This is a genomic window from Enterobacter cloacae complex sp. SHL021 (assembly GCF_049237765.1).
Taxonomy (GTDB): domain Bacteria; phylum Pseudomonadota; class Gammaproteobacteria; order Enterobacterales; family Enterobacteriaceae; genus Enterobacter; species Enterobacter cloacae.
In genome coordinates this window covers 12,747-33,277 of sequence record NZ_JBMKJG010000001.1, presented here as the reverse complement: position 1 = coordinate 33,277, position 20,531 = coordinate 12,747, and the positions used below count along the sequence as shown (strand labels likewise).

The window sequence follows — 20,531 nt, the reverse complement described above, 5'->3', positions numbered from 1 at the left end:
ACTCAACACCGGCGCGCCGTGTCGGGGTGTCGCTTTTCTAAGCTGCCTGTACGGCAGTGCACGCTCTTTAAATGACTGCTGCCCTGGCTTTAATTTTCTAAGCTGCCTGTACGGCAGTGCACGACCTCAATACGCTGCTGCGAACGGTGCTGCTTTTCTAAGCTGCCTGTACGGCAGTGCACACACAAAAGACCTTTCGGGGGCTGGTTTCTCATTTCTAAGCTGCCTGTACGGCAGTGCACTGAAAGCAAACATCGCTATCGTATTGTCATAAAAGAAAATAATCAATTCTGATACCTTTAACCCTTTTTTCAACTCATTCAGTTCATTCTTAATAAATCAACAACTTACAAGGCCTTCCCTAAAAAGGGTTTTGACGCAGTTCGTCAGGACAGACCTTTCAATACCCCCTTGCGTATTTCTTCACAAATGCTCTTTACGATGAAGTCCGGGCTCCCCACCTCAACCTGTTACATAGACAAAACAAAAAATAAACGATTAAAAATCAATAAATTAAAAATTATCCTTTTTCTCTGGCGAAGCCGGGCGATCTGATTATACTTTCTGAACGAACTCAAAATACTGTATATATATACAGCTAAATTGTGTTCCGGGCAGGTCGTTGCCTGACGCTGGGCAACGTCCGTTATGCAGGTTACCCCGTGGAGATACACCATGAACCCTGTCGTGAATACTTATCTCGCCGCCCCTAAAGCCGCTATCACACACTTCGACTCTTCTCAATCTGACTCGCTGCCGTTTCCGGTTCCGTCGGGTGAAAGTACAGTGCATGCGTCGTTACCGCTCACGCCTGCTCTACCGCAGGCGGTCAATGGTCCCATTAACATCATGACCCTCGCCTCCCCCTCACCCGATTATATGTGGGGAGTTACCTGGACCGGCATTACCTATATCAGTACCAGCGGTAATGCCTTTACACCCGTAGCGCGCCTGCCCGTTCCGGGACTGACTCAGTTTCCCATAGACCTGCTGGTGACACTGCTCACCCAACCTCTGGATTCACCTGGCGTGATCGAAGGGATCACTTCTCAACTCTCACCGGTTACCCCTTCCGGGGGAATTAACAGTGCCTATTGCCTTGTGGATAACACCAATACCTTGTTCGCTAACTACGGCACAAAAGTCTATGCCGTTGGGTTGAATGTTCCTGATTTACCGTTATTGGGGATAGGCATTAAACGCACGCTGGATACCTCGGCATTTATTCCTGAAGGACAGGCCATCACAGGTCTCGTGTTAACCTATGACGGGAATCTGGTTGTGCTGGGCACGCGGTCCATTTCGGTCGTTTCTCGCACCTTCTCTGGCCCGGTGCATACCCTGACGCTGGGAGCCGATGAGTACGTTTCAAACTCGGCGGCGGTAGATGAACACGGCGGTATTTATGTCGTCTCGGATAAGCTGATGCATAAAGTCGTCTGGACAGGCAGCACGCTCTCTGCCGATCCGGCCGATGGCGCATGGGTAAGTTCTTATCCCACCGGTGATACCTACCCGACCATCTTCGGCTCGGGTTCAGGGGCTACGCCGACATTAATGGGGTTCGGCAGCGATGCCGATAAGCTGGTAGTGATCACCGACGGTAAGAAGCGAATGAGTCTGGTGGCTTTCTGGCGCGATGCGATCCCAACCGGGTTCAGCGAGCGCATTGCGGGGATCATCCCGGTAACCTGCGGTCTGCCGCTGAGCACTGAATACATCCAGAGCGATCAGTCCGTGGCGATTCAGGACTACGGTGCCTTTGTGGTCAATAATGTGGGCGCAGGCACCGGTACGGGAGTCGCCCTTACCGACGCGCTGGCGCGCGGCACGATCCTTGATTCCCCTCAGGGCGTTGAGCGCTTTGCCTGGGATCCCATCAGTCACAGCTGGAGCTCAACCTGGAGCCGGGCTGATATCTGCTCCAACACCATGATCCCGGCCATCAGTTCTGCGAGTAATACGGTTTATACCAGCGGTTACTATCGCAATAACGGCGGATGGAAGGTGGTAGGTATGGACTGGAATACCGGGCAAACCGTGCACAGTACCGTATTTAACGACAATATCTGCGGCAACGGCATTTACGCGCAGATGGAGTTTATGCCGGATGGCGATCTCCTGATGAATAGCATTCTGGGGCCAATGAGGGTGCAATTGCCCGGCGGAACCGTGCTGCCGTTATGAGGACGCAATGAGGGCGCAACGACGTCCTCATTCTTTTTTATTATGTAACCGTTGATGCCGTATCAGAGTGCGAAGAAACAGGAAAAACAGCGCACCGAGCGCGCACCAGAATACGCCGCTCAGCAGCCAGGCCAGCTCCTGCCAGAGGCTTCGCGTGGACACGAAAAGCAACCGCATCAGCACCAGACACAGCGGTGCCGCCAGCATTGCCCCTAACAGCGGCTTAACAACCTCACCCTCGCGCGAGAGAAAACTCGCGGCCACGCCAGGCAGAATGAAAAAGAGCAGTCCCAGTTCCGGATGCCCGGAGGCTCTGAATGCCCCCTTAACATTAAACGCTAATGACATACAGACAACGGTGAACAGTAAGAAACAGCTTATCGCCCCTGCCCATTTTCCTTTAATGTTCAAATTATCCTCCTGACTTCTCTATCAAATAAAGTTTCGTCGCGTGGACACCCGATCGGATAAAGTTATGCGGCAATCCTTGCCAAAACCCGCATACGGTTATGCGATAATGAGTAGCCGTTGGTAGCTAATGCGATTAAACTATCCAGCTGCTATTGTCTTAGGGAATTTTTTTGGCCGCAGGGAGTGTAGAAGTATTCCCTGGCACTGAAAACAGTAGCCCAAAATGTCCTTTCATTCAACAACTTACTGGTAAACAAGAAGTTAGCCTCCGTGAATATAAACGTCGCAGACTTGTTAAATGGGAATTACATCCTGTTATTATTTGTGGTACTGGCGCTGGGCCTTTGCCTGGGTAAATTGCGCCTGGGTTCAGTACAACTTGGTAATTCCATTGGCGTTTTAGTCGTCTCCTTATTATTAGGTCAGCAGCATTTCAGCATTAACACAGACGCGCTTAACTTAGGTTTTATGCTGTTTATTTTTTGTGTTGGTGTGGAAGCGGGTCCTAACTTTTTTTCCATTTTCTTCCGCGACGGCAAAAATTATCTGATGCTGGCGCTGGTGATGGTCGGCAGTGCGCTGCTGATCGCGTTAGGGCTGGGTAAACTGTTTGGCTGGGATATCGGGTTAACGGCCGGTATGCTGGCAGGCTCCATGACCTCGACGCCGGTTCTGGTGGGTGCAGGCGATACCCTGCGCCATTCCGGTATGGCCGGGGCACAGCTTTCTACCGCACTCGATCACCTGAGCCTGGGCTATGCCCTGACCTATCTGATTGGTCTGGTGAGCCTGATTGTAGGCGCACGCTATCTGCCGAAACTGCAGCATCAGGATCTGCAGACCAGCGCCCAGCAAATCGCCCGCGAGCGTGGTCTGGACACGGACTCCAAACGAAAAGTCTATCTGCCGGTGATCCGCGCCTACCGCGTCGGGCCAGAGCTGGTCGCCTGGGCGGACGGTAAAAATCTGCGCGAGCTGGGGATTTACCGCCAGACGGGTTGCTATATCGAACGTATCCGCCGTAACGGCATCCTGGCGAACCCGGACGGCGACGCGGTACTGCAGATGGGCGACGACATCGCGCTGGTGGGTTACCCGGATGCCCACGCGCGGCTGGACCCAAGCTTCCGTAACGGTAAAGAGGTATTCGACCGCGACCTGCTCGACATGCGTATTGTCACCGAAGAGATTGTGGTAAAAAACCACAACGCCGTCGGCCGTCGTCTGGCACAACTGAAGCTGACCGACCACGGATGCTTCCTGAACCGCGTGATCCGCAGCCAGATTGAGATGCCTATCGACGATAATGTCGTCCTGAATAAAGGCGACGTGTTGCAGGTCAGCGGCGACGCACGCCGCGTGAAAACCGTCGCCGACCGCATCGGCTTTATCTCCATTCACAGCCAGGTCACCGACCTGCTGGCCTTCTGCGCCTTCTTTATTGTTGGCCTGATGATTGGGATGATCACTTTCCAGTTCAGCAACTTTAGCTTTGGCATCGGTAACGCTGCCGGGCTGCTGTTTGCCGGTATCATGCTGGGCTTCCTGCGAGCGAACCATCCAACCTTCGGCTACATTCCGCAGGGCGCGCTGAACATGGTGAAAGAGTTTGGTCTGATGGTCTTTATGGCGGGTGTCGGCTTAAGCGCCGGTAGCGGCATTGGCCACAGCCTCGGCGCCGTCGGCTGGCAAATGTTGGTTTCCGGACTTATCGTCAGCCTGGTACCGGTGGTGATCTGTTTCCTGTTCGGCGCCTACGTGCTGCGCATGAACCGCGCCCTGCTCTTCGGGGCAATGATGGGTGCGCGTACCTGTGCGCCAGCGATGGAAATCATCAGTGATACTGCCCGCAGCAACATCCCGGCGCTGGGTTATGCGGGCACCTACGCTATCGCTAACGTACTGCTTACGCTGGCAGGTACGCTCATCATCATCATCTGGCCTGGACTCGGATAACTCTTAACTTTGCGCGTAACGAAAAAATTTTCGTTATGCGCAGAACTTTTTTATCAGGGGGCAGTCATAACTAGTGCCACTGCTTTTCTTTGATGTCCCCAATTTGTGGAGCCCATCAACCCCGCCGTTTTGGTTCAAGGTTGATGGGTTTTTTGTTGCCTGAAATTCTATGACTCTTAAAAACAGCTACTTACAATCACGTTTTCTGATATCAGAAGATTTCGAAAAATCCGTCTGATCAAAATCAGCATCCCATTTAATTTTTTTGTCCCTTCCTCATGAAAAATCATCGCCCCCTGCCAGCAAAAGAATAAAATCAGTAAAAAGATCAGCAAGGAAAGCCGCATGTTCGTTTTTTATCCCGAGAGAATCTACAGCAGAACGGAAGTGATGAGCAAACCATCACCAGTTCCGCCAGTAAATGGCATCTACTTCTGGTGGTTTAAGGAAATTCCTCCAGGTGTACCGACAGAGGGGTGCGTTACCTCTGACGGCTACACGCTGTTGTATGTGGGTATCTCACCCGACCAGCGAGGGAAACCTAACAGCCGTTCGAACTTAAGGAAACGCATCAAAACGCACTATAGCGGCAATGCCGCTGGCTCAACGCTCAGGCGCACGCTGGGTGTGTTATTGAGTAGTTCAAGTGGCTTTCCGCTGCGCCGTGTGGGATCTGGATCCAGAATGACATTTACTCATCCTGGCGAGCAGTGGCTTGATGTCTGGATGGAAAAGAATGCCAGGGTTCACTGGATACCTGTCGAAGCGCCCTGGGAGATTGAGGATAAACTGATCGCATCTATTCCCCTTCCATTAAACATTCAGGGGAATGCTCATGAATTTAAAATTACGCTTTCGGAAATGCGGAGGCTGGCTGCTGCCGAGGCAAGATTGATGGAGATTGCTGATGAAAGGGGGTTGAGAAGAAGATTAATGGCACCGACGTAAGTGGGACAGAATCAGTAAGCTAATCGTTCCTGCATTCCCTTCGGATAAGATGGTGCGACATTTTTGCCAACGAAATAACAAACTTATGCCCTAACTTAACATTAGTGCACTGTCTGTATCATTCTTTGGCTTCACACAAACCCTGACAGCTAATGTTAATGTGCGACCTAGTTGCTTACAGTGGATACAGGTGCGGAACAGGTCGGTGATAAGGCGAATGATTTCTATTAATTGCACTTTTTTTTCGCTACATTATCGTAATTTTATGCCAAAAGATGCGTTATTGTGTAATCTCTGATTATTGCATCTATCAAAATTTAAGTAAGAAGGATATCTGAATGGAATTCGATAAAATAAATGCATTCTTAGCCACAGCAATTGGCGGAATAATATTTAAATGGCTTGCGGGTGGGGTTTCTTCTTTTTGGTTGTGGTTAAATAAATCTCATCCTGATGAAGATTTTTTAGTATCTAAAATCAGCATAGCGAAACCCTTAATCAGGCTAAGCCTCTGCAAGTACAAACAAAGTACTAAGCCCTATACTAAACACAACAAAATTTTCCTCGCAATATTTGGCTCTGTAGTTATAGTGATATCGATTATCGGTTTATACCAATTCACCAATATTGTTCAACAAGGGCCAATACAATGGATTGATTATAAACACAAAGAAACGAATGATTCGTTTTGGATAAAGGTGAATGAAGCCAAGAATAAACCAAATAAACCTGAATGGAACATATCCCCTGATATATGTCTTGATAGTAAGTCTTTAGCAAAAATAACTTTTATAAAGCAAGCCACTAAAGATTTTATCTGTAGCTACATGCTTGACCCCAAAAAGAAAGAAGCATTAAATAAAGCCGCCAATAAAAATGCACTCGGGTTGATGGTTTTAATTCCGATTGCTTACCTAACATTATTATTTTTCTTTATGCTAGGTTCTGCCATGTTTATTGATTTGTATATAAATAAAAAAATTACTAAATTTAACAATTCAGAAACAGAAAGAAGTTATCAGTACTTAACATAAATTAGGTTATAGGTAACTATTATTGCATAAAACATTGTTAAGAATATCTACTAACTTTCTGTCCGGCATAACCTCATAACCGCATGAACATACAAAGGGTAAATCTTTCGCCTTATGTAGCCAGATATAAACCAGGACAGGTATTACAGCTAAATGTAATACCTGTCCGTCGTTACTTGCGTACAACTGAACTAAGCATCAGCAAAAAGTATCCCCACTATTGAATTCCCGTTCAGTAATCCCCCCTCTTCCCTCCCCCGCCTCAAACATATATGATTAAACAAATATGTATCAGCTATCCGCAGGGTTCAACCATGCTCCACCCGCTCCAGCTTTTCAAAACCCTCTCCGACGAAACGCGGCTCTCCATCGTCATGCTTCTGCGTGAAGCCGGTGAACTGTGCGTCTGCGATCTCTGCTCCGCAACCACGGAGTCACAGCCGAAAGTCTCGCGCCATATGGCATTACTTCGCGAATCCGGGCTGGTTATCGACCGTCGTGAGGGGAAGTGGGTCTATTACCGTTTGTCTCCGAACATGCCTGCGTGGGCAGCTACCGTCATCGATAACAGCTGGAACTGCCTGCGGGATGAAACGCGTGCAAGGCTAAAGAATAGCCTTCCAGGGACGTGTTAAACACATTCATAAAAACAGATATAACGGAGTAAACGATGTTTCTGGCAGGGGCAATTTTTCTGTTTACGCTGGTACTGGTCATCTGGCAGCCCAGAGGGCTCAGTATCGGCTGGAGCGCGACGATTGGCGCCGTGCTGGCGCTGGCCAGCGGCGTGATCCACCTTAACGATATTCCGGTGGTGTGGAATATCGTCTGGAATGCCACGGCGACGTTTATCGCCGTTATTATCATCAGCCTGCTGCTGGATGAGTCCGGCTTTTTCGAGTGGGCGGCGCTGCATGTCGCCCGCTGGGGAAACGGTCGGGGGCGTTTGCTCTTTACTTATATCGTGCTGCTGGGGGCGGCCGTTGCGGCGCTGTTTGCCAATGACGGTGCAGCGTTGATCCTGACACCAATCGTCATCGCCATGCTGCTGGCGCTGGGGTTCAGCAAGCAGGCCACGCTGGCGTTTGTGATGGCGGCAGGTTTTATCGCCGATACCGCCAGCCTGCCGCTGATTGTCTCGAACCTGGTCAACATTGTGTCGGCAGACTTCTTTAAGCTGGGGTTCAGCGAATACGCCTCGGTGATGATCCCGGTTGATATCGCCGCGATTGCTGCCACGCTAGTGATGCTGCATCTGTTCTTTCGCAAGGAAATTCCACCGGAATATGATCTTGCGAAACTCCGGGAGCCCGCCCGGGCCATTCACGATCTCCCGACGTTCAGAACAGGCTGGATAGTGCTACTGCTTCTTCTCGTCGGCTTCTTTGTGCTTGAGCCTCTCGGCATTCCGGTCAGCGCCATTGCAACAGCTGGCGCGCTGATTTTATTCGCCGTTGCAAAACGCGGACACGCGATTAATACCGGAAAAGTGCTGCGCGGCGCACCGTGGCAGATCGTCATCTTCTCACTGGGGATGTATCTGGTGGTCTACGGTTTGCGTAACGCCGGGTTAACCGAATACCTTTCAGGCGTACTGAATGTGCTGTCCACCCACGGTTTATGGGTAACTACCCTCGGAACCGGGTTCATCACCGCCTTCCTGTCATCCATAATGAACAATATGCCCACGGTGCTGATTGGCGCGCTCTCTATTGATGGCAGCACGGCAACAGGATTGATTAAAGAAGCGATGATTTACGCCAATGTGATTGGCTGCGATCTGGGGCCAAAAATCACGCCTATCGGTAGTCTCGCCACCCTGCTCTGGCTCCACGTGCTGGCGCAAAAAAACATGACCATTACCTGGGGCTACTATTTCCGGACGGGCATCATCATGACGCTGCCGGTTCTGTTTGTGACGCTCGCCGCGCTGGCGTTACGTCTCTCCTTCACACTGTAATGAGCCACTGATATGACCAACATCACCATTTACCACAACCCCGCCTGCGGCACCTCGCGCAACACGCTGGAGATGATCCGCAACAGCGGCATCGAGCCAGAGATCATTCTCTATCTGGAAAATCCGCCGTCACGCGATGAACTGATCAAACTGATTGCCGACATGGGCATTTCGGTGCGGGCGCTGCTGCGTACAAACGTGGAGCCCTATGAGCAACTGGGCCTGGCAGAAGAGACGTTCACTGACGACCAGCTTATCGGTTTTATGCTGCAACACCCGATCCTGATTAACCGTCCGATTGTGGTGACGCCGCTGGGCACCCGCCTGTGCCGCCCGTCTGAAGTGGTCCTTGATATTCTGCCGGATGCGCAGAAAGGGGCATTTACGAAAGAGGACGGTGAAGCCGTCGTGGATGCCAGCGGGAAAAAAATCACTCAGAAATAGAGGCGGGCCTGCAGGCTAGCGGTCCCCCTCGCCTGCAATCCTTCCCACCATCGCCCGGATCTCCTCGCGCGTTAACGGCGCTCTGTCGGTGACAAAGTGTAGCGTCATTCCTTCGATAAAGGCGTCCAGCGCGCGGGTGGTGACCGGGTCAAACCACTGCTCAAGCGTCGTCTGGCTCATCTGCATCCAGTCCTGCATTACCGTTTTCAGCGCCGCGCTGCGGTGCATAAAAGTGTAGAGCTGATACATCAGCGCCATGTTGTGTGGCGTCGTCACCTGCGAGCTGTGGATCAGCGTGGTGATGGATTCACACGCCATCTCCGGGCTGGTTACCCCCGCGAAGAAATCACGGTATTGCTGCGACATCTGCCGGGTAAACCACGTGAACGCCTCTTCCAGCAGCGACTCCATGCCGTCAAAATAGTAGGTCATCGACCCCAGCGGAACCCCGGCACAACTGGCGATTTTACGGTGCGTGACGGCATGGATACCGTGCTCAGCAATGGTGTCCAGCGTCGCCTGCAGGATCTTCTCCCGGCGATGCGGGTCGTTTGGTGGTCTGCTCATACATGCCTCATCTGATTTGTGTACAAATGTACACAAACTTGCTAGTGTTGTCGCTACTGTTGTGCTTCTGGTGCTTATCTCAATGACTCTGACCTCATCCCGTAAGGCCCTGCGGTTGCGCATGTGGGCGCTTTTCATGTTCTTCTTTATTCCGGGTCTGCTGATGGCGTCCTGGGCCACGCGTACCCCGGCAATCCGCGACATTTTGTCGGTCTCCACCGCGGAGATGGGCATTGTGCTGTTTGGCCTGTCGATAGGCTCAATGAGCGGTATTCTCTGCTCGGCGTGGCTGGTGAAGCGCTTTGGTTCCCGGGCGGTGATCCGCACCACCATGTGCTGCGCAATACTGGGGATGCTGGTGCTCAGCGTGGCGCTGTGGTATGCCTCGCCGGTCCTGTTTGCCCTGGGTCTGCTGATCTTTGGCGGCAGCTTTGGCGCGGCGGAAGTGGCCATTAACGTTGAAGGGGCTGCGGTCGAGCGCGAGATGAATAAAACCGTGCTGCCAATGATGCATGGCTTTTACAGCCTTGGCACGCTGGCCGGTGCGGGCGTGGGCATGGCGCTGACGGCCTCCGGCGTAAGCGCGAATCTGCATATCCTGCTGGCCGCGCTGATCTCTGTTGTGCCGGTGCTGACCGGCATCCGCGCCATTCCGGACGGCACGGGCAAAAACACCTCTGATGAACATAAAACGGTGGAAAAAGGGCTGCCGTTCTACCGTGATTTCCAGCTGATGCTGATCGGCGTGGTGGTGCTGGCGATGGCGTTTGCCGAAGGCTCCGCCAACGACTGGCTGCCGCTGCTGATGGTGGACGGCCACGGCTTTAGCCCGACCTCTGGCTCGCTGATCTACGCCGGCTTTACGCTGGGGATGACCGTCGGACGCTTTACCGGCGGCTGGTTTATTGACCGCTACAGCCGCGTGGCGGTGGTGCGCGCCAGCGCCCTGCTCGGCGGGCTGGGCATTGCGATGATCATCTTCGTGGATGTGGACTGGATTGCCGGCGTATCGGTGATCCTCTGGGGCCTGGGTGCCTCACTTGGCTTCCCGTTGACCATCTCCGCCGCCAGCGATACCGGCCCGGACGCCCCGACGCGCGTCAGCGTGGTGGCAACCACAGGCTATCTGGCCTTCCTGGTCGGGCCGCCGCTGCTGGGCTTCCTGGGTGAGCACTACGGGCTGCGCAGCGCCATGCTGGTGGTGTTAGGGTTGGTCATGATTGCGGCGCTGGTGGCGCGCGCCGTGGCGAAGCCGGAAAAAGAACAAACGACACTGGAGAAGGGATATGAGCGTTAAACTGATTGCAGTCGACATGGATGGCACCTTCCTGAGCGACGCGAAAACCTACAATCGCGAACGTTTTCTGGCGCAGTATGCGCGTATGAAGGAGCAAGGTATTCGCTTTGTGGTGGCCAGCGGTAACCAGTATTACCAGCTGATCTCCTTCTTCCCGGAGATTGCGCATGAGATTGCGTTTGTCGCCGAAAACGGTGGCTGGGTGGTCAGCGCCGGGGAAGATGTTTTTAACGGTGAACTGTCGAAAACGCACTTCGACACCGTTGCTGCCGTGCTAAACGACGTTCCCGGCATTGAGATTATCGCCTGCGGCAAAGGCAGTGCCTATACGCTCAAAGCCTATGACGATGAGTTCAAAGCTATCGCCGCGAAGTACTATCATCGCCTCGAAATGGTAAGTGATTTCGACAACCTGAACGATATTTTCTTCAAGTTCGGACTCAACGTTTCTGATGATGAAATCCCGCGCATTCAGGCCATGCTGCACGAAAAACTCAACGACATTATGGTGCCCGTCACGACCGGCCATGGAAGTATCGATCTGATTATCCCCGGCGTGCATAAAGCCAACGGCCTGCGGATCCTGCAACAGCGCTGGGGCATTGACGACAGCGAGGTGGTGGCTTTCGGTGACAGCGGGAACGATGTGGAGATGCTGCGCCAGTCAGGCTTCAGCTTTGCGATGGCGAATGCCAGACCGCATATTAAGGCAGCGGCGCGGTTTGAAGCGCCGCATAATAACGAGGAAGGCGTACTGGATGTGATTGATAAGGTGCTCAACAGAGAAGCACCGTTTAATTAATTCCGTGCGCTCAGGTACCCTCACCCTGACCCTCTCCCACCGGGAGAGGGAATAAGAATTATGGCTGCAGGGCGTTCCCGACGCGTTTGTCTTTCAGGAACATCACCATCAGCACAACCCACAGCACGCCGTTGGCGAGGTTAAACAGGCTGAACAGACCGTTGCCGCCGAGCGCATAAGCGTGTTTGCTCACCTCGATCCCGACGGTAAAAATCAGCATCTGCAGCATCCCCATCGCCGCCGAAACGGTGCCTTTACTCATCTCGCTGGCAAACAGCGTCAGACGCACCAGCCCGGCATTCGCCACGCCAATACCGAAGGCGTAAACACTCAACCCCGCCGTCATCCACAGATAGGCATGAGATGATACCACCGTCGCCACCGCGGCTACGGTAAGGCCCGCCGCAATCGGCCAGCCGCCCATGATGATGAGCGAGCGCACCGTGCGTCGTGACGTCAGACGCGCCAGCACCAGGTTACCGATAATCAGTGCGCCAAAAATAGGCACCTGCAGCAGCCCGTACTCGTAGCTGCTGAGCTGTTCACCGCTGATGATAATGACCGGTGACTGGGCGATCCACGCCAGCAGCGGCAGGCTAACAAAGCCCGTCGCCAGCGCGCCTGCCACAAAGCGGCCGTTTTTCAGCACCGCTTTATAATCCCGTCCCAGCTCTTTCAGCGACAGCGTCTCACCCAGTCGGGTGGCCGTTTCCGGCATTGCGCGGTGCAGGCCGAAGAACGCGATGGCGGCCAGCACGGCGAAGAGCACAAACATGCCTTCCCATGGTGCCACATGCACCCACGCGGCGCCCACCAGCGGCCCCAGCAACGGAGCAATCAGCGCCACGTTCGCCATCAGCGCGGTGATTTTGATACACACCGCCTCCTCAAAGGACTCCTGAATGGCGGCATACCCCACGGCACCGATAAAGCACAGGCTTACCCCCTGCAGGAAACGCAGCAGGGTGAACTGTTCAATGTTTTGCGCCAGCAGCGTGGCGAGACAGGTCACGATAAACCACACCACGCCCGTCAGCATCACCGGACGGCGGCCAATACGATCCGACAGCGGCCCTAACAGCCACTGTAAAAACATGCCGCCAGCAAGATAGGCGGTCATAGAGGTCGGCACCCATTCAATACCTGCGTTGTATTGCGCCACCACGGCCAGCATGCCGGGCTGGATCATATCGTTGCCGATATAGGTAGAGAACTCGTAAAGCACCAGACACAGAGGGAAAAGTAACGCCTGACGACCCAGACGCGTACCCGAAGAAGAACGGTTTAACATGCAATCTCTTTATGATGAAAAAATCGCGATGAGTGTAATGAATTGCCGCTGTCTGAGATAGCAAATTATCCAGAAGAAACAGAAATAAAGCATTTATCGTCGTTGTTTAAGGTTTCCTTAAGTTGACACCAATATGATAGCCATATTTCACGCTGCCAACCAACTCTATGACCCGCATATCCCCTCGTTCAGAATTGTCTAAGTTACCGACAAATAAGACAAAACAACTTTACCGCTTGCCTGTGCGCTTTTATGGTTATCAGCTTTTAGTGCTGATCGCCCTTGCCGTGGTGTTTACCTGGCTTTCTCGTGGCGAAACGCTTGATAAATGGATCACTGGCTTTTGGTATGACGCGGCAACACACCGTTTCCCGCTGCAGAAAAACCCGCTGCTGGATCTGCTGAACCACCGGCTGGCGAAGTACATCGCCATTGCCATGGCGGTTGGGGCGCTGTTTTACGGTGCCTGGAAGCGCAATGCGAGACTGGTCACTGCCGCACTGCTGATGGGGCTTGGCACGCTGGTGGTTGGCGTGTTGAAAAGCCTGAGCCATCACAGCTGCCCGTGGGATCTGGTGGAGTATGGCGGTAAGGCCGTCTCTTACCCCCTGTTCAGTTCCGCTCCGGCAGACAGCGGTCCTGGCCGCTGCTTCCCCGGCGGCCATGCGTCCAGCGGCTTTATGGTGATGGGTCTGTTCTTTGCCTTCTGGCGCGAACGTCCGCGTCTCGCCTGGAGCTTTGTGGCCTTCGGCGTGGTGTTAGGTCTGGCGATGGGCTTTGGCCAGGTCATGCGCGGGGCGCATTTTTTCTCTCACAACCTGTGGGCTGGGTGGTGGGTCTGGTTTTCCCAGGTAGCGGTCTACGGCCTCGTTTCTGCCTGGTTTGCTAAAGAGTAAAAACGCTATGTTAGAGAATCTGAATTACCAGCTGTTTTATCTGATCAACGCCACCCCGGCCTCGCCTGAGTGGATGATCGATCTGGCCACTTTCCTGGCAAAAGATCTGATCAGTATTGTGCCTGTGCTGGCGGCCATCCTCTGGCTGTGGGGACCGCGCAGCCAGGTCAACGCGCAGCGTCAGCTGGTGATCAAAGTGGCGATGACGCTGGGGGTCAGTGTGCTGGTCAGCTATGTTCTGGGTCTCGCCTTCCCGCACGATCGTCCTTTTGTCGAACACGTCGGCTATACCTTCCTGCACCACGCGCCGGATGACTCGTTCCCAAGCGATCACGGTACGGTGATCTTTGCTTTTGCGCTGGCCTTCCTGTTCTGGCATCGCCTGTGGTCAGGTGCGCTGCTGATGGCCATTGCGGTCGCCATTGCCTGGTCTCGCGTGTATCTGGGCGTACACTGGCCGCTGGATATGGTTGGCGGCTTCCTGGTGGGGCTGATCGGCTGCGTCAGCGCGGCTATCCTGTGGAACCTCTTCGGGCTGGCGCTGTATCGCGGACTCTCGTCTCTCTATCGCACCCTTTTCGCTATCCCGATCCGCAAAGGCTGGATACGTGACTAACCCCGGTATGACAGGTTACACTTGAGCCCCCGCCCTGCGGGGGCTCACTTTTTCATCCTGAGGATCTATGGAAACACGCCGCGATGACCGCATAGCTCAGTTGATACAGGCGCTGAAGCGTAGTGATAAGCTTCATCTTAAGGAAGCCGCTACCCTCCTCGGCGTTTCAGAGATGACCATTCGCCGTGACCTGAACAGCGAGAGCGCGCCCGTCGTGCTGCTGGGCGGTTATATTGTGCTGGAGCCACGTAGCGCCAGTCATTATCTGATCAGCGATCAAAAGACGCGCCTGGTTGAAGAGAAACGCAAAGCCGCCCGTCTGGCGGCCTCTCTGGTGCAACCGCACCAGACGCTGTTTTTTGACTGCGGCACTACCACGCCGTGGATAATCGAAGCCATCGACAGCAGCATCCCCTTTACCGCCGTGTGCTACTCGCTGAACACCTTCCTGGCCCTTCAGGAGAAACCCGAGTGCCGGGTGATCCTCTGCGGCGGTGAGTTCCACGCCAGCAACGCCATTTTTAAACCGATCAATCTTCAGGACACGCTCAGCAATTTGTGCCCGGATATCGCGTTTTACTCCGCGGCGGGCGTGAGTACCCGTCAGGGGGCGACCTGTTTTAACCTGGAAGAGCTACCGGTAAAACACTGGGCGTTAAGCGCCGCGCAGTACCATGTGCTGGTGGTGGATCACAGCAAGTTCGGCAAGGTGCGTCCGGCACGGATGGGCGAGCTGGCACAGTTCAATGCCATCGTCAGCGATTGCCGCCCGGATGAAGAATACGTGACCTACGCAAAGGCGCAGCAGGTGAAGTTGATGTATTGAGAGGGCATCAGACCCTCTCCCACAGGGAGAGGGTGAAAAGCTGGAAGACTTAACTAAACCAACTGCCAAACCAGCTATGGAATTTCATCATCACGAAGTCCCACATCCGGCTGAAGAAGCCGCCCTCTTCGACCGCTTCCATCACAATCAGCGGACGCTGTTCAATCGACTTACCGTTTAACTGGAAATCAATCGTCCCGACCACCTGGCCTTTTTTCAGCGGTGCGGTGAGCTGCGGATCGGTCAGGGTATAGCTCGCTTTCAGGTTTTTCAGCTGACCACGTGGAATGGTCACCGACCCGGCTTCACCGGCCCCCAGGTTCACTTCACTCTTGTCACCAAACCAGACGCGCTGGCTGACGAACGTGGCATCCGGTTTAATCGGCGTCACGGTTTCAAAGAAGCGGAAGCCCCAGGTCAGCAGTTTTTCTGACTCGTTAAAACGAATACGGTCGGTTTTGGTGCCCAGCACCACCGAGATCAGACGCATGTCACCCTGGGTCGCGGAGGCCACCAGGTTATAACCCGCCCCGGCCGTGGTGCCGGTTTTCATCCCGTCAACGTTGACGTTGCTGCTCCACAGCAGACGGTTGCGGTTCGGCTGGCGGATCTTATTAAAGGTAAACTCTTTCTCTTTGTGGATGGCATATTCGTCCGGCACATCATGAATAAGCGCCTTGCCGAGCAGCGCCATATCGCGCGCGGTACTGAACTGGCCCGGCGCATCCAGACCGTGGACGGTTTTAAAGGTGGTGTTGGTCAGACCCAGCTTTTGCGCATAGCCGTTCATCAGGCCAATAAACGAGTCCTGGCTTCCCGCAACATAATCTGCCAGGGCGATACAGGCATCGTTGCCGGACTGGATAATCACCCCTTTATTCAGATCGGAAACGGAAACCTGATCGCCCGGTTTCAGGAACATTACCGATGACCCGCGCAGCGCCGGGTTGCCGGTCGCCCAGGCATCCTTCCCGATAGTGACCATATCGTCGAGCTTGATCTTACCCGCCTTCAACGCCTGGCCAACCACGTAGCTGGTCATGATTTTGGTCAGGCTGGCCGGGTCGAGTTTCTCATCCGCATTGCCTTCCGCCAGCACTTTACCGCTGGAGTAATCCATCAGGATCCAGGCACGCGCATCTACCGGCGGCGCTTCGGGCGCAGCCTGCTCAGCCGCATAGAGAGTTGGTACAAACAGGAAAAGGAGCGCGGAGCCTGCCGCCAGGCTGCGCAGAGAAGTCATTTTTCGCGTCATAAATGCCACCCGAGTGTCCATTCAAAAATTACGTCACATCACCGTGTCGCAAGAAGCGATGAGTAATAGCGCACTAAAACGGTTAATGAAACCCAACGAGGGTAAAGTTATTAAAGTTTATGCAATAACATTCAGATACGCTTTGATTAAGGCGATTTTTTTCTCTTCTGTTGCGTAATTGTTAGGTTTATCTCACCATGGCGAAAAGCTGACTCGGATTCACATCTTATCGGGAGTAATTATGATTACGCTGTGGGGAAGGAATAATTCGACCAACGTCAAAAAAGTGCTCTGGACGCTGGAGGAGCTGGATTTACCGTTTAACCAGATAATGGCGGGTTTGCAGTATGGGGTTAATAAAGACGCCGACTACCTGGCGATGAACCCGAACGGCCTGGTGCCGCTGCTGCGCGATGATGAGACGGACGCCACGCTGTGGGAATCCAACACCATTGTCCGCTACCTGGCCGCCCAGTATGGACAAGGCCGTCTGTGGGTAGAAAATCCGGCCCGCCGCGCGCAGGGGGAAAAATGGATGGACTGGGCCAACCAGACGCTCTCCCCCACGCACCGCGTGATCCTGATGGGGCTGGTCAGAACCCCCGAAGCCGAGCGCGACTATCCCGCCATTCATGCGGCGCAGGACGCCTGTGAAAATCTGTTTGCGATGATGGACGATGAGCTGGCGAAACACGCCTGGTTCTCGGGTGCGGACTTCGGCGTGGGCGATATTGCCGTTGCGCCATTTGTCTGGAACCTGACCAACCTCGGTCTGACGTGGACGCCGCGCCCGCACCTGGCGCGCTGGCTTAAACAGCTGAGCGAACGCCCGGCCTACCGTAACGTGGTGATGATTCCGGTAAGCTGATCACCTCCCGGACGGGCTGACTTTCAGCAACTGCCCGTCCGTTTCATCGGTCAGAACATACAGATAGCCGTCCGGACCGACGCGCACATCGCGAATGCGCTGTTTCCGGTCGCCCAGGATCCGCCCGTCCTCGGTCACCGTGTTGCCGTTCACGCTCAGCACGATCACATCCTTCTCTTTCAACGCCCCGATAAACAGCTTGTTTTTCCACTGCGGGAACACGTCACTGTTATAAAACGCCATTCCGCTCACGGCGGGTGAGACTTTCCAGACAAACAGCGGTTTTTCGGTTCCTTCAACGTGTTCACCTTTCGCCTCAGGAATTTTTAATCCGCTGTAGTTGATACCGTGGGTCGCCAGCGGCCAGCCATAGTTTTTCCCTTTCTCCGGGATGTTGATCTCATCCCCGCCACGCGGGCCGTGTTCATTAAGCCACAGCGTGTCGCTCCACGGGTTCATCGCCATCCCTTGCGGGTTACGAATGCCATAAGACCAGATTTCCGGCCGCGCACCGGCGGTGTTCACAAAGGGGTTATCCGGCGGGACTTTGCCATCCTCCGTCAGGCGTACCACTTTCCCCTGGAGTTTATCCAGATCCTGCGCCGTCGGGCGCTGGTTGTTTTCGCCCAGCGCAATAAACAGATAGCCTTTGCCATCAAACACCAGCCTTCCGCCAAAGTGGTGACCGGTGGAGAGTTTCGGCATCTGACGGAACACCACCTGGAACGCCTCAAGGCGGGAAAGATCGTCGCTTAAGCGCCCATAACCCACTGCCGTTCCGGCTTTGCCGTCAGCGCCTGCCTCGGCGTAGCTCAGCCAGACGCGGCGCGAGGTGGCAAAATCCGGCGCCAGCACCACGTCCAGCAGTCCTCCCTGTCCGTTGTCCCAGACTTTGGGCACCCCTGTTATCGGGTCTGACAGCCCTTTCCCGGCCTGCCAGTGTTTCAACTGGCCGCCCTTCAACGTCACGAGCAGCCCTTTGTTATCCGGCAGGAACGCCAGCGACCAGGGGTGTTCGAGTTTGTTCTGCAATACCTCAACCTCAACCGCATCAGGCGCAGCAAGGAGCGAAAACGGAAATAACAACGCAGGCAGGAAAATCAGCGAGGATCGGTGCATAACGCGCTCCTTTATCGGCATATGGCATAAAGATTAGCCACTACGTCCGGGCGCGTTATCACTTTTACAAAAGCTTAATCAGAAGGGGGAGTTGCCTCCCCCGGAATCAGTGCTGTTCAAGCTTCGCGTGCTCGTTCAGACACATGATGCATAGAGAGAGCGTTGTCAGGCAGTTTTCAAGCTTCTCCGCGTTTACAGCGATAAAAGTCGGGCAGTCATGGCGTCCATTCATCAGACAAACCCCGGCAATGGAGAGCACCTCGGCGGCGCGGCGCAGCGCAATACATTCGCTTTCGGCGTATTCCGCTTTCAGGATGGGTGCTTTTTCACGCATGAAATTGCAAAGTTCAAAGAAATTATCACGCAGATGTTCGCTTTCGCTGACTGACATATACCCTTTCGCCTTCCTCAGCTGCAGATATGCGGCAAGGTCGATTCGGGCGTTGATCAGCTTGTTCAGCAGATCGCGTTTCAGTCTGTCAACGGACATGCTCATTCCTCCTCTGTCAGCCCCTGTGCACAGTCAGAATAAGGTTATTTTTTGTACAGTTTAATGCCTGAGATCAATTATTCTTAACTGATTAACATTCTTTACAATGTTACAACCTGCGCGGGCATCATCTGCACTGCAAAGAGTGTATAAATCCCCCGCGATACGCTGTAAAATCCCGCCCTGATAACTCCATAATTGATGAATTTTTAACCTATGAGCAATGTTACGCACCCGCCGAAAATCGGCTTTGTCTCCCTGGGCTGCCCGAAAAACCTGGTGGATTCTGAACGCATCCTGACCGAACTTCGCACCGAGGGCTACGACGTGGTGCCAAGCTACGACAACGCCGACATGGTGATCGTGAACACCTGCGGGTTTATCGACAGCGCGGTTCAGGAATCCCTGGAAGCCATTGGTGAAGCCCTGACGGAAAACGGCAAAGTGATTGTGACCGGCTGCCTGGGCGCAAAAGAGGACCAGATCCGTGAAGTGCACCCGAAGGTGCTGGAGATCACCGGTCCACACAGCTACGAGCAGGTGCTGGAACATGTTCATCACTACGTGCCCAAGCCTAAGCACAACCCGTTCCTGAGCCTGGTGCCGGAACAGGGGGTGAAGCTGACGCCGCGTCACTACGCTTACCTGAAAATTTCCGAAGGCTGCAACCATCGCTGCACCTTCTGCATTATCCCGTCCATGCGTGGCGATCTGGTGAGCCGCCCAATTGGCGAAGTGCTGGCAGAAGCCAAACGTCTGGCCGATGCGGGCGTGAAGGAGCTGCTGGTGATCTCCCAGGATACCTCCGCCTACGGCGTGGATGTGAAGCACCGTTCCGGTTTCCACAACGGCGAGCCGGTGAAAACCAGCATGGTCGGCCTGTGCGAACAGCTCGCTAAACTGGGCATCTGGACGCGTCTGCACTACGTTTACCCTTATCCGCACGTTGACGACGTCATCCCGCTGATGGCCGAAGGCAAAATCCTGCCGTACCTGGATATCCCGCTGCAGCACGCCAGCCCGCGTATCCTGAAGCTGATGAAACGCCCAGGCTCCGTTGACCGCCAGCTGGCGCGCATCAAGCAGTGGCGTGAAATCTGCCCGGATCTGACTCTGCGTTCGACCTTCATCGTTGGCTTCCCGGGTGAAACCGAAGAAGACTTCCAGATGCTGCTCGACTTCCTGAAAGAGGCCCGTCTGGACCGCGTAGGCTGCTTCAAGTACAGCCCGGTTGAAGGCGCAACCGCTAACGAACTGGCGGATCAGGTGCCGGAAGAGGTAAAAGAAGAGCGCTGGAACCGCTTCATGCAGCTGCAACAGCAGATCTCTGCTGAACGTTTGCAGGAGAAAGTGGGCCGCGAAATTATGGTCATCATCGACGAAGTTGACGAAGAAGGCGCGATTGGCCGCAGCATGGCGGATGCCCCTGAAATCGACGGCGCGGTGTACCTGAACGGGGAAACCAACGTTAAGCCGGGTGACATCATTCGCGTGAAAGTGGAAAACGCCGACGAGTATGACCTGTGGGGTAGCCGGGTTTAAACACCCAGCGCCTGTTTTGTAG

The 20,531-nt window shown here is 54.1% G+C and carries 20 protein-coding genes and 1 CRISPR repeat array (1 of these 21 only partly in view); of the genes, 14 read left to right on the top strand and 6 right to left on the bottom strand.

Going from position 1 to position 20,531, the window contains the following annotated elements; all coding sequences use genetic code 11:
• Positions 1–242: direct repeats of the CRISPR family, unit length 28 nt; unit sequence TTTCTAAGCTGCCTGTACGGCAGTGCAC (it extends 266 nt beyond the left edge of the window).
• Between the two features lie 433 nt (positions 243–675).
• Positions 676–2,187 carry a hypothetical protein gene (locus ACOTZF_RS00150; RefSeq protein ID WP_129252567.1) on the top strand — a complete coding sequence of 504 codons (1,512 nt, stop codon included), beginning with the start codon at positions 676–678 and terminating at the stop codon, positions 2,185–2,187.
• Positions 2,188–2,214: 27 nt separating this feature from the next.
• On the opposite strand, the gene ACOTZF_RS00145 is transcribed toward ACOTZF_RS00150, so the two are convergent.
• On the bottom strand, positions 2,215–2,598 hold the full coding sequence (locus tag ACOTZF_RS00145) for an inner membrane protein YbjM (protein ID WP_013097375.1): 384 nt from the start codon (positions 2,596–2,598) through the stop codon (positions 2,215–2,217).
• Positions 2,599–2,868: 270 nt separating this feature from the next.
• On the opposite strand from ACOTZF_RS00145, the gene ACOTZF_RS00140 reads away from it, so the two are divergent.
• From ACOTZF_RS00140 to arsC, 6 genes are all read left to right on the top strand, one after another.
• Complete coding sequence (locus ACOTZF_RS00140; RefSeq protein ID WP_014169303.1) at positions 2,869–4,554, top strand: aspartate:alanine antiporter; 1,686 nt, start codon at positions 2,869–2,871, stop codon at positions 4,552–4,554.
• A 345-nt stretch (positions 4,555–4,899) separates the two neighbouring features.
• Positions 4,900–5,502: a GIY-YIG nuclease family protein gene (locus ACOTZF_RS00135; protein WP_014831221.1), complete on the top strand. Its 603-nt coding sequence runs from the start codon at positions 4,900–4,902 to the stop codon at positions 5,500–5,502.
• Between the two features lie 338 nt (positions 5,503–5,840).
• A complete protein-coding gene (locus ACOTZF_RS00130; RefSeq protein WP_421636039.1) occupies positions 5,841–6,536 on the top strand; it encodes a DUF6216 family protein in 696 nt (231 codons plus the stop codon).
• 314 nt (positions 6,537–6,850) lie between these two features.
• Positions 6,851–7,171 carry a metalloregulator ArsR/SmtB family transcription factor gene (locus tag ACOTZF_RS00125; protein ID WP_038984928.1) on the top strand — a complete coding sequence of 107 codons (321 nt, stop codon included), beginning with the start codon at positions 6,851–6,853 and terminating at the stop codon, positions 7,169–7,171.
• A gap of 35 nt (positions 7,172–7,206) precedes the next feature.
• Positions 7,207–8,496, top strand: a complete 1,290-nt coding sequence (locus ACOTZF_RS00120; RefSeq protein WP_038984930.1) for an arsenic transporter — start codon at positions 7,207–7,209, stop codon at positions 8,494–8,496.
• Positions 8,497–8,508: 12 nt separating this feature from the next.
• A complete protein-coding gene (arsC, locus tag ACOTZF_RS00115) occupies positions 8,509–8,940 on the top strand; it encodes a glutaredoxin-dependent arsenate reductase (protein WP_038984932.1) in 432 nt (143 codons plus the stop codon).
• A 15-nt stretch (positions 8,941–8,955) separates the two neighbouring features.
• On the opposite strand, the gene ACOTZF_RS00110 is transcribed toward arsC, so the two are convergent.
• Positions 8,956–9,507, bottom strand: a complete 552-nt coding sequence (locus ACOTZF_RS00110) for a TetR/AcrR family transcriptional regulator (protein ID WP_014831216.1) — start codon at positions 9,505–9,507, stop codon at positions 8,956–8,958.
• 82 nt (positions 9,508–9,589) lie between these two features.
• On the opposite strand from ACOTZF_RS00110, the gene ACOTZF_RS00105 reads away from it, so the two are divergent.
• Positions 9,590–10,804 carry an MFS transporter gene (locus ACOTZF_RS00105; RefSeq protein WP_421636038.1) on the top strand — a complete coding sequence of 405 codons (1,215 nt, stop codon included), beginning with the start codon at positions 9,590–9,592 and terminating at the stop codon, positions 10,802–10,804.
• Positions 10,794–11,606, top strand: coding sequence for a Cof-type HAD-IIB family hydrolase (locus tag ACOTZF_RS00100; RefSeq protein WP_023620241.1), 813 nt, complete (start codon positions 10,794–10,796; stop codon positions 11,604–11,606). The genes ACOTZF_RS00105 and ACOTZF_RS00100 overlap by 11 nt, the downstream gene beginning before the upstream one ends.
• Before the next feature lie 58 nt (positions 11,607–11,664).
• On the opposite strand, the gene ACOTZF_RS00095 is transcribed toward ACOTZF_RS00100, so the two are convergent.
• Positions 11,665–12,897, bottom strand: a complete 1,233-nt coding sequence (locus tag ACOTZF_RS00095; protein WP_129251485.1) for an MFS transporter — start codon at positions 12,895–12,897, stop codon at positions 11,665–11,667.
• A 167-nt stretch (positions 12,898–13,064) separates the two neighbouring features.
• Between ACOTZF_RS00095 and ACOTZF_RS00090 the strand changes: the two genes are divergently transcribed.
• From ACOTZF_RS00090 to deoR, 3 genes are all read left to right on the top strand, one after another.
• Positions 13,065–13,793, top strand: a complete 729-nt coding sequence (locus tag ACOTZF_RS00090; RefSeq protein WP_047351942.1) for a phosphatase PAP2 family protein — start codon at positions 13,065–13,067, stop codon at positions 13,791–13,793.
• A 7-nt stretch (positions 13,794–13,800) separates the two neighbouring features.
• On the top strand, positions 13,801–14,409 hold the full coding sequence (gene ybjG / locus ACOTZF_RS00085) for an undecaprenyl-diphosphate phosphatase (RefSeq protein WP_020689884.1): 609 nt from the start codon (positions 13,801–13,803) through the stop codon (positions 14,407–14,409).
• A 67-nt stretch (positions 14,410–14,476) separates the two neighbouring features.
• Positions 14,477–15,235, top strand: coding sequence for a DNA-binding transcriptional repressor DeoR (gene deoR, locus ACOTZF_RS00080; protein ID WP_129251486.1), 759 nt, complete (start codon positions 14,477–14,479; stop codon positions 15,233–15,235).
• 49 nt (positions 15,236–15,284) lie between these two features.
• On the opposite strand, the gene dacC is transcribed toward deoR, so the two are convergent.
• Complete coding sequence (gene dacC, locus ACOTZF_RS00075; RefSeq protein WP_040020720.1) at positions 15,285–16,490, bottom strand: serine-type D-Ala-D-Ala carboxypeptidase; 1,206 nt, start codon at positions 16,488–16,490, stop codon at positions 15,285–15,287.
• A gap of 241 nt (positions 16,491–16,731) precedes the next feature.
• Here dacC and ACOTZF_RS00070 point away from each other — a divergent pair, with 241 nt between their 5' ends.
• Entirely contained in the window at positions 16,732–17,358 is a 627-nt protein-coding gene (locus ACOTZF_RS00070) for a glutathione S-transferase family protein (RefSeq protein WP_013097428.1), read from the top strand.
• Here the strand turns inward: ACOTZF_RS00070 and ACOTZF_RS00065 are convergent, their stop codons facing one another.
• Both ACOTZF_RS00065 and bssR read right to left on the bottom strand, forming a co-directional pair.
• Positions 17,359–18,477 carry a PQQ-dependent sugar dehydrogenase gene (locus ACOTZF_RS00065; RefSeq protein ID WP_129251487.1) on the bottom strand — a complete coding sequence of 373 codons (1,119 nt, stop codon included), beginning with the start codon at positions 18,475–18,477 and terminating at the stop codon, positions 17,359–17,361.
• A 106-nt stretch (positions 18,478–18,583) separates the two neighbouring features.
• Positions 18,584–18,967, bottom strand: coding sequence for a biofilm formation regulator BssR (bssR, locus tag ACOTZF_RS00060; RefSeq protein WP_013097430.1), 384 nt, complete (start codon positions 18,965–18,967; stop codon positions 18,584–18,586).
• Between the two features lie 216 nt (positions 18,968–19,183).
• Between bssR and rimO the strand changes: the two genes are divergently transcribed.
• Positions 19,184–20,509, top strand: coding sequence for a 30S ribosomal protein S12 methylthiotransferase RimO (rimO, locus tag ACOTZF_RS00055; RefSeq protein WP_013097432.1), 1,326 nt, complete (start codon positions 19,184–19,186; stop codon positions 20,507–20,509).
• Positions 20,510–20,531: the final 22 nt, after the last annotated feature.

Coding starts and splice junctions, on each gene's coding strand:
- ACOTZF_RS00150 (WP_129252567.1), top strand. CDS start 676: ATGAACCCTGTCGTGAATACTTATCTCGCCGCCCCTAAAGCCGCTATC.
- ACOTZF_RS00135 (WP_014831221.1), top strand. CDS start 4,900: ATGTTCGTTTTTTATCCCGAGAGAATCTACAGCAGAACGGAAGTGATG.
- ACOTZF_RS00130 (WP_421636039.1), top strand. CDS start 5,841: ATGGAATTCGATAAAATAAATGCATTCTTAGCCACAGCAATTGGCGGA.
- ACOTZF_RS00125 (WP_038984928.1), top strand. CDS start 6,851: ATGCTCCACCCGCTCCAGCTTTTCAAAACCCTCTCCGACGAAACGCGG.
- ACOTZF_RS00120 (WP_038984930.1), top strand. CDS start 7,207: ATGTTTCTGGCAGGGGCAATTTTTCTGTTTACGCTGGTACTGGTCATC.
- arsC (WP_038984932.1), top strand. CDS start 8,509: ATGACCAACATCACCATTTACCACAACCCCGCCTGCGGCACCTCGCGC.
- ACOTZF_RS00110 (WP_014831216.1), bottom strand. CDS start 9,507: ATGAGCAGACCACCAAACGACCCGCATCGCCGGGAGAAGATCCTGCAG.
- ACOTZF_RS00105 (WP_421636038.1), top strand. CDS start 9,590: ATGACTCTGACCTCATCCCGTAAGGCCCTGCGGTTGCGCATGTGGGCG.
- ACOTZF_RS00100 (WP_023620241.1), top strand. CDS start 10,794: ATGAGCGTTAAACTGATTGCAGTCGACATGGATGGCACCTTCCTGAGC.
- ACOTZF_RS00095 (WP_129251485.1), bottom strand. CDS start 12,897: ATGTTAAACCGTTCTTCTTCGGGTACGCGTCTGGGTCGTCAGGCGTTA.
- ACOTZF_RS00090 (WP_047351942.1), top strand. CDS start 13,065: ATGACCCGCATATCCCCTCGTTCAGAATTGTCTAAGTTACCGACAAAT.
- ybjG (WP_020689884.1), top strand. CDS start 13,801: ATGTTAGAGAATCTGAATTACCAGCTGTTTTATCTGATCAACGCCACC.
- deoR (WP_129251486.1), top strand. CDS start 14,477: ATGGAAACACGCCGCGATGACCGCATAGCTCAGTTGATACAGGCGCTG.
- dacC (WP_040020720.1), bottom strand. CDS start 16,490: ATGACGCGAAAAATGACTTCTCTGCGCAGCCTGGCGGCAGGCTCCGCG.
- ACOTZF_RS00070 (WP_013097428.1), top strand. CDS start 16,732: ATGATTACGCTGTGGGGAAGGAATAATTCGACCAACGTCAAAAAAGTG.
- ACOTZF_RS00065 (WP_129251487.1), bottom strand. CDS start 18,477: ATGCACCGATCCTCGCTGATTTTCCTGCCTGCGTTGTTATTTCCGTTT.
- bssR (WP_013097430.1), bottom strand. CDS start 18,967: ATGTCCGTTGACAGACTGAAACGCGATCTGCTGAACAAGCTGATCAAC.
- rimO (WP_013097432.1), top strand. CDS start 19,184: ATGAGCAATGTTACGCACCCGCCGAAAATCGGCTTTGTCTCCCTGGGC.